This is a genomic window from Lacticaseibacillus sp. 866-1 (assembly GCF_016861825.1).
Taxonomy (GTDB): domain Bacteria; phylum Bacillota; class Bacilli; order Lactobacillales; family Lactobacillaceae; genus Lacticaseibacillus.
Genome location: NZ_BOLU01000024.1, coordinates 1 through 12,729 on the forward strand (window position 1 = coordinate 1; position 12,729 = coordinate 12,729).

Sequence of the window (12,729 nt, forward strand, 5' to 3'; positions counted from 1 at the left end):
CTAATTTCTTTGGTCGGAGAGCAGACAAGGGACAGTGTAATGTCCTCTTTGTGTGCTCAGACATAAAAATGGTATATAAAAAGGAGTTTCGAGGCAAGATGCCTTTCAACTCCAAATATCGTAGCGCCGTTTTTTAGTGCGGCCGATCGCCAAGAAAACGCTATACTGAAGTTGCACTGAAGTAAGGAGGGTCTTTATGGCAAAGGCATGGTGGAAAGAAGCAGTTGTGTACCAGGTTTATCCGCGCTCGTTTCAGGATAGTAACGGTGATGGGATCGGCGATCTGCGGGGCATTCGCGACCGGTTGGACTACATCAAGCAGCTCGGGGCGACCGTCATTTGGCTCAATCCGATCTACGCCAGCCCCAACGATGACAACGGCTATGACATCAGCGATTATCAGGCGATCCAGCCCGACTTTGGGACCATGGCCGAATTTGACCAGCTGCTTGAAGCCGCGCACGCCCGCGGGCTGAAGATCGTGATGGATCTGGTGGTCAACCACACCAGCGACGAGCACCACTGGTTTATCGAAAGCCGCAAGAGCAAAGATAACCCATACAGTGATTATTACCTGTGGGCCGACCCCGTCGACGGCCACGCGCCGAACGACTGGGAGTCCAGCTTTTCGGGCTCGGCTTGGCAGTATGCGCCTGAACGGCAGCAGTACTATCTCCACCTGTTTTCCAAAAAGCAGCCCGACCTGAACTGGCGCGAGCCCGCGGTGCGCCATTCCGTGTACGACTTGATGCGCTTTTGGCTGGACAAGGGGATCGACGGGTTCCGGATGGATGTGATCAATTTTATCGGCAAACCCAAGACCTTTGACAATGACGCACCTTCGCCAATCAACCTGCCGCAGGTGCAGGACTACCTCAAGGAAATGAACCGCGAAGTCCTCAGCCACTACGACGTCATGACCGTGGGCGAAATGCCCGGCACCACGCCGGCGCTGGCTCGCGAGTACACCGGGTTTGACACGCACGAGCTGAACATGATCTTCCAGTTCCAGCACACCGGGGTCGACCTGGATCAAAAGTTCGGCAAGTGGGTGCACCATCCGTTTAAGCTGACGACCCTCAAAAAAATCATGGACCGCTGGCAGGTCGGACTGGACGGTAAGGCTTGGAATTCTCTGTACTGGAACAACCACGATCAGCCGCGCGTGGTCTCACGCTTTGGCAACGACAGTCCGGAGTTTCGTGAGCGCTCGGCGAAAATGCTCGGGGCGGTGCTCCATTACCAGCAGGGCACGCCGTACATTTATCAAGGCGAGGAGCTGGGGATGACCAACAACGCCGGCTTCACCAAGCTCAGCGACTACCGCGACATCGAAAGCCTGAACGGCTACCGCGAATGGGTCGATGAGAAAGGTGAGCTGACGCCTGAGCAAATGTTGGCCGGGCTGCAGGTTGCCTCGCGCGACAACGCCCGCACGCCGATGCAGTGGGGGACCAAGCCCAACGCGGGCTTTTGTCCGGCTGGGGTGACGCCGTGGATCATGGTCAATCCCAACTACGTGACCATCAATGCCGATCAGGAAGTCCGCGACCAAAACTCGGTGTTCAACTTCTACCGGCAGATGAACCTGCTGCGCGCTGCCAATCCGATCATCACGTATGGCGACTTCACGCCACTGGCAGAGGATGACGAGGAGGTCTGGGCCTACCAGCGCCACTATGAGGGCCAGACGCTGACCCTGGTGGCCAACTGGACGGCCCGCGACCTGAAGCGGGCTTGCGCGGCCACAGCCGGCGAGCTGCTGCAAAGCAACTACCCGGATGACCTCGGCGAGACGCTGCGGCCGTACGAAGTGAAAGTTTACCTGCAGTGATCCGTGTCGAAAAGCCGCGTCATCAACCTTTAGTTGATGGCGCGGCTTTTTTGGCAAAAAAAAACCTCTCCAGAAGAGAGGTAGTGGTGCGAGATTACTTGGCTGAGCTGCTGGAGCCTAGGTAGACGGAAAGCACGTCCTTCAGGTCGTTATCCTTGATGGACACATCCGCCTTGGTCAGCACTTTTTTGATGATGCCGCTCATGATGGTGTTGTTGCTTTCCCAGCTGGTGTAAAGCTGGTCGCTCAATTCTTTCTTGTGATCGCTCATCTTGCCCTTAGCCGGGATCTTGATGGCGCGAATGATGTGGTAGCCGTAGCTGGTCTTGACCGGCGTCGTCGTAAAGTCGCCGGCTTTCTTCAGCTTAAACGCGGCCGCTTTGAAGGTCGAATCCAGGCTCGTGTCGGTGTTGTCAAACGCTGGCAGTTTGCCGGCGTCTGAAGCCGTCGCGGTATCAGTCGAGTACTTCTTGGCCAGCGTCTTGAAGTTGGCCGCGGAGTTGTCCTTTTGGAGTGCGGCAACGACTTCTTTGGCCGTGTCTTCCTTGGCGACCAGAATGTGCTGAACCGTGATCTTTGGTTCGTACTTCTTCCACTGGTTATTCAGCTGCTTTTGCGTTGGCTTCTTCAGGTCTTTCAGTGCGGCCTCGGAAAGCAAGGAGGTCTTGATTTGTTGCTTGAAGGACTTGGTGGTCAGATTGCTTTGCGCCAAGGCGCTAGTGAAGTCCTGACCGGCATCGGTGTAGGACTTCTTCACCTTGTTGTATTGCTTGGTGACCTGCTTGTCGGTCGCGGCCTTCGGGTACTGCTGCTCCAAGGCCTTGGTGACGATCATGTTCCGCAGGGTGTCTTCGCCGCCGCTGCTGGAGGTCTTCATCTCGTTGTAGTATTCCTCTTTGGTGATCTTTGCGCCCTTCATGTTCGCGACGGTGGCGTTGTCGCTAGAGCAACCCGCCAAAGTCAGGGCAAGCAAGACGCCGGCAAATCCGGCGATCCATTTCTTCATAGATAAACAGCCCACTTTCAATGTGATTTGATTTACAGCACGGGGTCTAATATACCACAGACCAGGCGGCGATGGGGGACCTTCACAGAAGCTTCAAACTCTTCGGCTATTCTGCCGCGTTGTCTGAGTCCTTGGCTGAAGGCTCGTTTGCGCCGTCAGCGGTCGGGGTCCCAGCGTCTGCAGCCTTCGCGTCGCCGTTTTTGGCGTCGCGGTTGATGTCATCGATCGTGCTGGCAATCTGGTCGAGCTGGGTCTGCAGCGCCTTGCTGTGGGCCTCGGTTTGGAACTGAAAATCGTTGACCTCATCGGTGATGTCCTTGACGGTCGGCTGCAGGGTTTCCTTAATTTCCTTTTGCAAGTCGGTCAGGGCACTGCCGAGCCGCTTGACGGCGTGCTGCATATCCTGCGTGGCGCCGGTAACGTCCTTGGAGTAATTGGCGAAGCCTTCGATGCGCTCAGGGCCGCTTTTTTTCGTGGTCAGCAGGACGTAGCAGGTGCCAACCAGGGCACCGAGCAGAAAACCAGTTTTAAATTTAGGCATTAGTCTTGGACCTCCTGGCGAATTTTTTGGGCGATGGCTTGAAGCTGGTCGTTATTGTAGGCGTCAGTGTGATCGCCGAAGTGAATCGAAAAGTCGTCTTCCTTTGAGTAGCGCGGCACCAGGTGAATGTGCGAGTGGAAAACGCTTTGGTAGGCCACTTCACCGTTGTTATTCAAGATGTTGATGCCCGCGATGCGCGGGTCGGAGGCTTTGATGGCGCGCGCCAGCTTTGGCACCCGTGAAAAAACCGCCTCGGCCAGCGCCTCGTCGTAGGCAAAAATGTCCTTGACGTGTTTTTTCGGCACCAGCAAGGTGTGGCCCGCAGTGGCCTGTGAAATGTCCAGGAACGCCAGGACCTGGTCGTCCTCGTAGACTTTCACACTGGGGATCTGACCGGCGACGATTTTACAAAAAATGCAGTTTTCATCCATGTTCTTTTCCCTCTTTCATCAACGTTTAATCTGCTTCCATGCTATCATATAACTATTAGTCTGAGTACAAAGAAAGAAGGCTGGGCATGACGCTGACGCTAGAACGCGTCACCGGCGGGTATGGCAACCTGCAGGTGCTCAAGGATTTGAATTTCACGGTGGAAGACGGGACCATTGTCGGGCTGATCGGCTTGAACGGGGCCGGCAAGTCGACCACGATTAAGCACATCATCGGGCTGCTCACCCCGCAAAAGGGCCAGATCACCATTGACGGCAAGACCCTGGCCGAAGACCCGGACGGCTACCGCCAGGCGATCGCCTATGTGCCGGAGACGCCGGTGCTGTACTCGGAGCTGACGCTGCGCGAGCACCTGGAGCTGACCATGATGGCGTACTCGCTGGATAAGGACGAGGCGTGGGCGCGGGCCAAGGACATGCTCAAGAAGTTCCGGCTGGACAACAAGCTGGACTGGTTCCCCGCGAAGTTTTCCAAGGGGATGAAGCAGAAGGTGATGATCGTCGCCGCCTTCATGACGAACGCCAAGCTGTACATCATCGACGAACCATTCACCGGCCTGGACCCCTTGGCGGTGCATGACCTGCTCGATTTGGTGCAGGCCAAAAAGGCCGCCGGGGCGTCGGTTTTGATGTCCACCCACATTCTGGCCACGGCCCAGCAGTACGCGGATCAGTTCGTGCTGCTGCGAAGCGGGCAGGTCCGCGCAACCGGCGACATGGCGCACCTGCGCGAGGACTTCCAGCTCGCAGCCGACGCCAGTCTGGATGCCATTTACATGGCCATGACGGAGGAGCACTGATGCGAAAGCTTTGGCAAACCCGCTTAAGGCGGCATCAAAAAACGCAATTCAAGTATTTGCGGCTCGTCTTCAACGATCATTTTGTCCTGATCCTGTTGATCCTGTTCGGCGCGCTGCTTTACGGCTACAGCCAGTGGGTACGGCAGCTGATGCCAAGCTGGTGGCTGCGGCCGGCCCTGGCGCTGGTCCTGACCGCGCTGCTCAGCTTTGGTCGCTTGGCCAGCTTGAGCGAGCCCGCGGACGCCACGTTCCTGCTGCCGCAAACCAGCGCGTTTGCGCAGTACTTGTTCAAAGCGCGGCGGTATTCCTTGCTGCTGCCAAGCGCCGTGCTGGCGCTGGGGGCGGCGGCCAGTGTGCCGCTACTGCTGGTGTTGAACATCGATCCGCTCAGCGGCGGCATCACCTTAGGGGCGCTGCTGCTGATCTTCAAAGACCTGGACCTGTGGCTGCAGCTGATCGAGCATTACGGGGTGCAGCGGCCGGCGTGGGTCAGCCGCTTTCCGCTGTTCGTCGCCGCGTTTGCCGCGCTGACTTTGGGGCTGTTCCTGCACCCGGCCTATGGGATGATTATTGCCCTGGCTTTGGACTTGATCTTTCGCTGGGTCGTTTTGGCTGGGCACTTTCAGCCGGCGACGCTGGACTGGCTGAGCCTGAACGCCAGCGAGGCCAAACGGATGGATCGCCTGTACCGCTTTTACAACCTGTTCACTGATGTGCCGGGGCTGAATTCCGGCGTGCACCGCCGCAAGTGGCTGGACATTTTTCTGCCGCTGGTGCGCAAGACGCCGGCGCACACCTGGGCTTACCTTTACCTGCGCGGCTTTTTGCGCCAGACGACGTACCTGGGCCTGTGGGTGCGGCTGGTGATCGTCGGCGCGGTGGTGTTGGCGCTGATCCAGGTCTGGTGGCTGGCGGCGCTGGTAGCTGGCCTGCTGGTGTACCTGGTGGGGTTCCAGCTGCTGCCGCTCGCGTTTGCGTACTCGGAAATGGTGATGGCGCGGCTTTACCCCGTGCCCGCCAGCCAGCAGCGCGCGGCGTTTCAGCACTTGACCGCTGTGCTGCTGGTGGTGTTCGCACTGGTCCTGACGGCCGGCCCGCTTGCGCTCGGCCACTGGGTGGTCGCGTTATGGGCCGGCGCCGGCGCCTTGCTGGTCGCGGTTTTATTCGCCTTTTGGTACTTGCCGTACCGCCTGCGGAAAAAACCGTTGATGCCGGCTTGACCGCGGGCGCATCGGTTCTGTAAGATGACTTTATGATTCGAAAAATTTTGTAGCCTGATTGGGGCTGTCGGAGGAGGCAGCGGCATTGTTCGATTTGGAACCCGGCTGGTCGCTGGAGCCGATTGGCGGCACGACCGGTGGTGCGTTCATGGGCGTGTACGCACACGAGAAATTCTTTTTAAAACGCAATGCGTCCCCATTTTTGGCGGCCTTATCGGTTGAGGGCGTCACCCCCAAGTTGATTTGGACCAAACGCATTGCCACCGGCGACGTCCTGACCGCTCAGGACTGGGTCAACGGCCGCACGCTGACCCGCGAGCAGATGAACAGTCCGATGGTCGCCCAGCTGCTCGCGAAAGTGCATAACTCGGTGCTTTTGCGGCGCATGCTGAAAAAAGTCGGCGGTGCGCCGCAAACCCCGCGCCAGTTATTCGACCAGTACGTGGCTAAGGTGCCTCAGCCGCTGCGTACGCACCCGTTGATGCAGGCGACCATTGCGGCCTTGCAGACCTTACCGTCCGCTGCGCCTTTGCGGGTGTGCCACGGCGACTTGAACCACAAGAATTGGCTGCTGTCCGATTCTCAACAGCTTTACTTGGTTGACTGGGACCAGGCCAGTTTAGGCGACATTGCGTTTGACCTCAGCGTGGTGCTGATCAACTACGTGCCCCGCAGCCAGTGGGCCAAGTGGCTGGCGGCGTATGGCACGCCGCTGTCTGATGACCTCCTGGCCCGCATCGTTTGGTACGGGCGGTTGCACTTGCTGCACGAGGTCGCTGCCCAGTACACCGCGCAGCGCTACACTGAGATGAACAACGCGCTGACGCAGTTGCAGCAGCTCAGCCAACTATAGCCAAAAAAGGACCGCGCACGCGTTGCGCGGTCCTTGCCTTGAAAAGGAGTATTTTATGCGATTAAGAAATAAGCCATGGGCGGCGCCGCTCATTGAACAGCACCCGGAGTACATCAGTGTGCGGCCAGAGGGGATGCCTGGCAAGTGGCAGGCACGCTTTGCTCAAGAACAGCCGCTGTTTTTGGAGGTGGGCTCAGGTAAAGGCCAGTTCATCACCGAAATGGCGAAGCTGCACCCGGATCGCAACTTCATCGCGCTGGAGATTCAGGAGGTTGCCATCGCCTATATCCTGCGCAAACAAGTTGAACTGAAGCTGCCGAATCTGCAGCTGATTCTTGGCGATGGCGCGGCTCTGACGACGTACTTTGCGCCAGGGGAGATCACCGGGCTGTACCTCAACTTTTCCGATCCCTGGCCCAAGAGTCGCCACGAAAAGCGGCGTCTGACTTACAAGACGTTTCTGGCGCAGTACCAGGCGATTCTGCCAGCCGGCGGGCAGCTGCAGTTCAAAACGGATAACCAGGGCTTTTTTGAATATTCCCTGGTCAGCATGAACAACTACGGTCTGACGTTTGAGCTGGTTGCGCTGGATCTGCATCACGACCGCCGGGTCCAGGACAACGTGGAAACCGAGTACGAGCACAAATTTGCCAGCCGCGGCGGCCGCATCTACGAGCTCTTGGCCCGCTTTCCTGAGGCCAAAGCAAAAGGCTGAGCCATCAAGCGGTTTTTAGCGTAAAGCACAAAACGCGCCTGCGCTGCGATTTGATTTTCTAAATCGCAGTGCAGGCGCGTTGCTTATGGAACCCGACAAGTCAACTTTGGCTTGCGCACTAGATCCGGTCGAGGTGGACGAGCTTGCCGGTTTCGGCGACGGTGAAGTGAAACGTGCCAGAGGTGGTCGTGACTCCGCCGCGGTAGCTCGCCAGCAGCTTGCCGTCAACTAGGCTGGCGTCAGGGTTCATGTCGATCCAGCCACCGGTGATGCTGCTGGGTTCGGCCAGCTCTGTTTGCACACGGCGGAATAACTTGTTCGGCAGCGTTTTGTGCCAGTAAACATGGTTGAGATAGGTGTAAGCGGCGGCCAGCGCGCTGAGACTCAGCAGGCCGGCACACCATGCGGTCGATTTTTTCATGGCGGCGCTCCTTTTGGGTCTCAGTATAGCGGAAAATTGTCGCGCGTGCATTGCTATCTGAGCGAGAACTTTGTATAATATCCTTATTAAAAGTTAGCGAGGAGCGCTCACATTGAAAGAATTTAAAAATGATGCTGAAATTCTGGAAGCCGCAAAGGGCCAAGGCAAGCAGATGCTGTTCTTTACCGCCGGCTGGTGCCCAGACTGCGCCTTCATCAAGCCGGCCATGCCAGAAATTGAGAAGGACTTTTCCGACTACCGCTTTATCAAGGTCGACCGTGATGATAACATTAAGGTCGCACAAGAAATGGGCGTGATGGGGATCCCAAGTTTCATCGCGTTTGAAGACGGCAAGGAAATCGGCCGCTTTGTGAATAAAGACCGCAAGACTAAGCAGCAGGTGGAGGACTTCATCTCTGGCTTGGCCTAGGTCATCAGGGAGGAACTTCTTTTGATCACTAGTTATAACCAAACCGCCTGGGGCGACACGCTGATCGCGGTGCTGGCCCCAGATCAGGCTGATGAAGTCGTCAAGTCGGCAGAGCACATCACCGGTATCTACGACCAGCAGGGCCAGCCGCTCGGGTTCAACTTTTTCCAGGTGAGCGACATTGTGAGCGTCTCGGGCCAAGGTCAGGTCACGCTGGATGCGGACGCGCGCCGTCAGTTGAACGCCGCCATTACCGCGGCCGGCCTGCCAGGCGCTCTGCCGCTTGAAGACACCCCGAAGTTTGTGATCGGCAAGATCATCGACTTCAAGGCCCACCCAAAGTCCGACCACTTACACATCACCAAGGTCGACTTTGGCACCCACCAGGAGCAGATCGTCTGCGGCGCGCCGAACGCGGCACTGGGCGAAACCGTCGTGGCGGCGCTGCCTGGGGCAATGATGCCGGACGGCAAAATCATTTGGCCAGGCGAGCTGATGGGCGTCGAAAGTGATGGCATGCTGAGCTCAGCCAAGGAGCTCGGGATTCCCGGCGCCTCCAACAAGCGCGGGATCTTGCTGATGCCGGATAGCATTCCGGCCGGCACCCCGTTCGATTTCAAAAAGGCCGAAGCCGTGGTTGCGGCCCAAGCCTAAAGTCAACGACTCTCCTCGGAGGGCCGTTTTTGATTTGGCTCGGCAATGAAAAATTGTCGCGTTGGCGTGAAAATAAAGCCGCTCATTTTCATGAGGGCCGGCTGATTCACGGTGCACGTATGCTAAAATAAGCACAGAAACGATTTGGAAAGGGGCGAAGGCATGGCACATTATGACGGACCAGTGTTTCATCGGCCAGAATCGCCCAAACCGGCGGCGTATCCGTTGCCGCCCCGCGGCCTGCGGCACCATGAAGCCAAACCCGCCACGCCGCAGTCTGATTTGACTGTGGCGCCAATGGACGCGCTGGTCACGCCCGACAGTGTGGCCAAACGCAAGCGCGAGGACCAGGTGGATTACCTGAAAATTGTGCAGGCGCTGACGGTGGCGCCTGACCGGCTGTACGTGCTCGATGACGGCAGCGCAGACGCGCCATGGGCGCAGCCGGCGCCAGAAGCGGAAGACGCCGATGACTTGAGCTCGGCAAATGACGATTCTGCTGGGTCCCGTGAAGCCCTTGCGTCGACCACCACAACGGACACGCAGCCGCAACGCGACGAGACGCGGGCAGCACGGGTGACTGAATCCGCCGCACCAGCCGATGATCATCCAGAAGACGAGCCAGAAACGCCGCTGGCCGCTGATATCGATCCGCAGACGGTTGACCGCGAACTTGCTCAAACCACACCGTTGACGCAGGTCAAAACCGCGGACGGCCACGTCCCGGCAACGGTGTCGGAACTGCTGAGGACCCCCGCGGCCAGTCAGACGGCCCCGCCGTCAAGGCCGCACAGGGCCTCGACGCGGCCGGATCCGCGTGCGGTGGCCGGCAGTGTGCGCAGCTTTTTGGCGGGGCAAAAGCCTCGTTCAGACGAGCGGCGCAGTGAGGAGCCACCAGTGGCTGCTTCAGCCCAGACGCAGGGACAGCTTGCAGCTTATCAGCTGCCGCCGCTGTCCCTGCTCAAGCCGCCGGTGCAGGCGGACGCTGCGGCCCAGCGCGCGTGGGTCGACAAGCAAACCGCGCAGCTGGATGCGGCGCTGGCCAATTTTCACGTGGATGCGCATGTTGTCACCAGCACCGTGGGGCCGACCGTGACGCAGTACCAGCTGCGCCTGGCGCCAGGGGTGAAGGTCAGCAAGATCACTAACTTGCAGGACGACCTGAAGCTGGCGCTGGCGGCACGCGATATTCGCATTGAAGCGCCCATCCCTGGCCACAGCACGGTCGGCATTGAGGTGCCCAACCAAAAGGCGCGGCCGGTGATGCTCAAAGAAATTTTGGCGGCGCCGGCGTTTCGTGATGCGAAGTCGCCGCTGACCATTGCCCTTGGGGTGAACTTGTTTGGCCAGCCGGTGGTCGCCAATTTGGCTAACATGCCGCACGGGCTGATCGCCGGCGCAACCGGGGCGGGCAAGTCCGTTTTCATCAACAGTCTGATCACGTCGCTGCTGTATAAGGCGACGCCGCAGCAGGTGCGCCTGCTGTTGATCGACCCCAAAGCGGTGGAGCTGGCCGTGTACGATGGCTTGCCGCACCTGGTCGCGCCAGTGGTATCCGATCCGAAAAGTGCCAGTGCGGCGCTGAAGTGGGTCGTGGACGAAATGGAACGCCGCTACGAAAAAATGGCGGCAGCGCATGCCCGCAGCCTGGCGCAGTTCAACGCGCTGGCGCGGCAGCACGGTAAGGACAGTCAGGTCATGCCGAGCATTGTCGTGATTATCGACGAGCTGGCCGACCTGATGCTGGTCGCCGCCAGCGAGATTCAAGATTACATCGCAAGAATCACGGCCAAGGCGCGGGCGGCAGGCATTCACCTGATTGTCGCCACCCAGCGGCCGAGCGTGGATGTCATCACCGGGACCATCAAGAACAACATTCCGACGCGCATCGCGTTCATGGTGGCCAGCCAGGTCGATTCTCGCACCATCATCGACCACGCCGGCGCGGAAAATTTGCTGGGGCGCGGCGACATGCTGTACCTGGGCAATGGGGCAAGCCAGCCGATTCGGCTGCAAGGCGCATTTATCGACTCGGAGCTCGAGCAGGTGACCGCTTTTGTGCGGCAGCAGCAACCGCCGCAATACCTGTTTGACCCGCACCAGTTAGTGAAAAAGGCGCAGGCCATCGAAGCGCAGGACGACTTGTTCCCACAAGTGCTAAAATATGTGGCGGCGGCTGATACCGTCTCGACTTCGGCGCTGCAACGCCAGTTTAGCATTGGCTACAACCGGGCAGCCAAGCTCATCGACGAGCTGACTGACCGTCATTACATATCCGCGCAAAATGGCGCTAAGCCGCGCGACGTGTACATTAACAAACAAGATCTGCCGACGCCTCATGACGCCGGCTGAAGCTGAAAGGGTAGACACAGACAATGACAGAGGAAATCGATTATTTCATCGGGATCAAAGGTTCAGGGATGAGTGCGCTGGCACTGATCCTTCACGATTTGGGCCACACAGTGCTGGGCTCTGACATCACGCAGTTCACCTTCACCCAGCGCGGGCTTGAGTCTGCCGGGATCAAGATGCTGCCGTTTGACGCGGACAACATTAAGCCGGGTTACACCATTATTTGCGGCAACAGCTTCACTGACGAGCATCCCGAAGTGCGCCGCGCCAAGGAGCTGGGCCTGCCATTTTTCCGGTATCACGAGTACCTGGGCAAGCTGCTGGAAAATTACACCAGCATCGGCGTTGCCGGCGCCCACGGCAAGACCTCAACCACCGGGCTGTTGGCTCACACGCTGAGCGGCATCGACAAGACCTCGTACTTGATCGGTGACGGCACCGGCAAGGGCACCAAGGACTCGAAGTTCTTCGTGTTCGAGGCGGACGAGTATCGCCGGCACTTTTTGGCCTATCACCCGGACTACCTCATCGCAACGAACATCGATTTCGATCACCCGGATTACTACACCGGGATCGAAGACGTGTACGATGCGTTTGAAACGGAAGCCAGCCAGGTTAAAAAGGCCATTTTTGCCTGGGGCGACGACAAGTGGCTGCGTAAGCTGACGGCCAAAGTGCCGATTTACTACTACGGCCTGTCCGATGAAGATGATTATCAGGCGAAAAACGTCGAGCGGACCACCGAGGGCTCAGGCTTTGACGCCTACCACGACGGCCAAAAAATCGGGCACTTCTTCGTGCCGCTGTTTGGCGAGCACAGTGTCCTGAACGCGCTGGCCGTGGTGGCGGTCAGCGATGCCGAAGGGCTAAACCCTGACTACATCGCACGCGAGCTGGCCGGCTTCAAGGGCGTCAAGCGGCGTTTTTCCGAAACGGATGTCAAAGGCACGGTCATCATCGATGACTACGCGCACCATCCCAACGAAATCAAAGCGACACTGGATGCGGCGCGGCAGAAGTTCCCGAACAAGGAAATCGTGGCGGTGTTCCAGCCGCACACCTTCTCGCGGACCATCGCCTACCTTGACGAATTTGCCGCGGTCCTGAACACAGCCGATTCGGTTTTCGTCACGCCAATCTTTAGTTCCGCGCGGGAAACCTCCGGCTCGGTTTCGGCTGAGGATGTGGTCGCCAAGATTCAAAAGGGCGGCCAGGTGTTGCACCTGGACGACGTGTCGCCGCTGCTGGACCATAAGGACGGTGTGCTGGTCTTCATGGGCGCCGGCGACGTCCAAAAGTACGAAACGGCCTTCAAAGACCTGCTGAACAAGTAGCATGGACACCATCTCGACTGAGATGGTGTTTTTTGCCCAATGTGACACGGCGCGAACTCAGACTAAAGTCCAACTTGATTGCCCTTTGATTCTGTTATAATAGAGCCAAGTTAGGTAACT

The 12,729-nt window shown here is 58.3% G+C and carries 13 protein-coding genes; 9 read left to right on the forward strand and 4 right to left on the reverse strand.

Annotation, left to right across the window (positions count from 1 at the left end; genetic code table 11):
• The first annotated feature begins 196 nt into the window (after positions 1–196).
• Entirely contained in the window at positions 197–1,834 is a 1,638-nt protein-coding gene (locus JUE30_RS08225) for an alpha-glucosidase (RefSeq protein WP_203624443.1), read from the forward strand.
• Positions 1,835–1,928: 94 nt separating this feature from the next.
• Here JUE30_RS08225 and JUE30_RS08230 read toward each other — a convergent pair whose 3' ends face one another.
• From JUE30_RS08230 to JUE30_RS08240, 3 genes are all read right to left on the reverse strand, one after another.
• Entirely contained in the window at positions 1,929–2,840 is a 912-nt protein-coding gene (locus tag JUE30_RS08230; RefSeq protein WP_203624444.1) for a peptidylprolyl isomerase, read from the reverse strand.
• A 106-nt stretch (positions 2,841–2,946) separates the two neighbouring features.
• Positions 2,947–3,381 (reverse strand): YtxH domain-containing protein, encoded by a 435-nt coding sequence (locus JUE30_RS08235; protein ID WP_125755374.1) that lies wholly within the window; start codon positions 3,379–3,381, stop codon positions 2,947–2,949.
• Positions 3,381–3,812, reverse strand: a complete 432-nt coding sequence (locus JUE30_RS08240) for an HIT family protein (protein WP_125755376.1) — start codon at positions 3,810–3,812, stop codon at positions 3,381–3,383. Before JUE30_RS08240 ends, JUE30_RS08235 begins: the two co-directional genes overlap by 1 nt.
• A gap of 86 nt (positions 3,813–3,898) precedes the next feature.
• Here JUE30_RS08240 and JUE30_RS08245 point away from each other — a divergent pair, with 86 nt between their 5' ends.
• From JUE30_RS08245 to trmB, 4 genes are all read left to right on the forward strand, one after another.
• Complete coding sequence (locus JUE30_RS08245; protein ID WP_203624445.1) at positions 3,899–4,630, forward strand: ABC transporter ATP-binding protein; 732 nt, start codon at positions 3,899–3,901, stop codon at positions 4,628–4,630.
• Positions 4,630–5,850: an ABC transporter permease gene (locus JUE30_RS08250; protein WP_203624446.1), complete on the forward strand. Its 1,221-nt coding sequence runs from the start codon at positions 4,630–4,632 to the stop codon at positions 5,848–5,850. Before JUE30_RS08245 ends, JUE30_RS08250 begins: the two co-directional genes overlap by 1 nt.
• Before the next feature lie 85 nt (positions 5,851–5,935).
• The gene (locus tag JUE30_RS08255; protein ID WP_239061389.1) at positions 5,936–6,703 is read left to right on the forward strand and encodes a phosphotransferase family protein; all 768 of its coding nucleotides are present in this window, start codon (positions 5,936–5,938) and stop codon (positions 6,701–6,703) included.
• Positions 6,704–6,758: 55 nt separating this feature from the next.
• Positions 6,759–7,418 (forward strand): tRNA (guanosine(46)-N7)-methyltransferase TrmB, encoded by a 660-nt coding sequence (gene trmB / locus JUE30_RS08260; protein ID WP_125755382.1) that lies wholly within the window; start codon positions 6,759–6,761, stop codon positions 7,416–7,418.
• 118 nt (positions 7,419–7,536) lie between these two features.
• On the opposite strand, the gene JUE30_RS08265 is transcribed toward trmB, so the two are convergent.
• Positions 7,537–7,839 (reverse strand): hypothetical protein, encoded by a 303-nt coding sequence (locus tag JUE30_RS08265; protein WP_125755384.1) that lies wholly within the window; start codon positions 7,837–7,839, stop codon positions 7,537–7,539.
• 112 nt (positions 7,840–7,951) lie between these two features.
• Here JUE30_RS08265 and JUE30_RS08270 point away from each other — a divergent pair, with 112 nt between their 5' ends.
• From JUE30_RS08270 to murC, 4 genes are all read left to right on the forward strand, one after another.
• Positions 7,952–8,269, forward strand: coding sequence for a thioredoxin family protein (locus JUE30_RS08270; RefSeq protein ID WP_125755385.1), 318 nt, complete (start codon positions 7,952–7,954; stop codon positions 8,267–8,269).
• A gap of 3 nt (positions 8,270–8,272) precedes the next feature.
• Positions 8,273–8,923: a YtpR family tRNA-binding protein gene (ytpR, locus tag JUE30_RS08275; protein ID WP_125755387.1), complete on the forward strand. Its 651-nt coding sequence runs from the start codon at positions 8,273–8,275 to the stop codon at positions 8,921–8,923.
• A 162-nt stretch (positions 8,924–9,085) separates the two neighbouring features.
• Positions 9,086–11,275, forward strand: a complete 2,190-nt coding sequence (locus JUE30_RS08280; RefSeq protein WP_203624447.1) for a DNA translocase FtsK — start codon at positions 9,086–9,088, stop codon at positions 11,273–11,275.
• 23 nt (positions 11,276–11,298) lie between these two features.
• The gene (gene murC, locus JUE30_RS08285; RefSeq protein WP_203624448.1) at positions 11,299–12,609 is read left to right on the forward strand and encodes a UDP-N-acetylmuramate--L-alanine ligase; all 1,311 of its coding nucleotides are present in this window, start codon (positions 11,299–11,301) and stop codon (positions 12,607–12,609) included.
• Positions 12,610–12,729 lie beyond the last annotated feature (120 nt).

Coding starts and splice junctions, on each gene's coding strand:
- murC (WP_203624448.1), top strand. CDS start 11,299: ATGACAGAGGAAATCGATTATTTCATCGGGATCAAAGGTTCAGGGATG.
- JUE30_RS08265 (WP_125755384.1), bottom strand. CDS start 7,839: ATGAAAAAATCGACCGCATGGTGTGCCGGCCTGCTGAGTCTCAGCGCG.
- JUE30_RS08245 (WP_203624445.1), top strand. CDS start 3,899: ATGACGCTGACGCTAGAACGCGTCACCGGCGGGTATGGCAACCTGCAG.
- JUE30_RS08230 (WP_203624444.1), bottom strand. CDS start 2,840: ATGAAGAAATGGATCGCCGGATTTGCCGGCGTCTTGCTTGCCCTGACT.
- JUE30_RS08280 (WP_203624447.1), top strand. CDS start 9,086: ATGGCACATTATGACGGACCAGTGTTTCATCGGCCAGAATCGCCCAAA.
- JUE30_RS08225 (WP_203624443.1), top strand. CDS start 197: ATGGCAAAGGCATGGTGGAAAGAAGCAGTTGTGTACCAGGTTTATCCG.
- trmB (WP_125755382.1), top strand. CDS start 6,759: ATGCGATTAAGAAATAAGCCATGGGCGGCGCCGCTCATTGAACAGCAC.
- JUE30_RS08250 (WP_203624446.1), top strand. CDS start 4,630: ATGCGAAAGCTTTGGCAAACCCGCTTAAGGCGGCATCAAAAAACGCAA.
- JUE30_RS08235 (WP_125755374.1), bottom strand. CDS start 3,381: ATGCCTAAATTTAAAACTGGTTTTCTGCTCGGTGCCCTGGTTGGCACC.
- JUE30_RS08240 (WP_125755376.1), bottom strand. CDS start 3,812: ATGGATGAAAACTGCATTTTTTGTAAAATCGTCGCCGGTCAGATCCCC.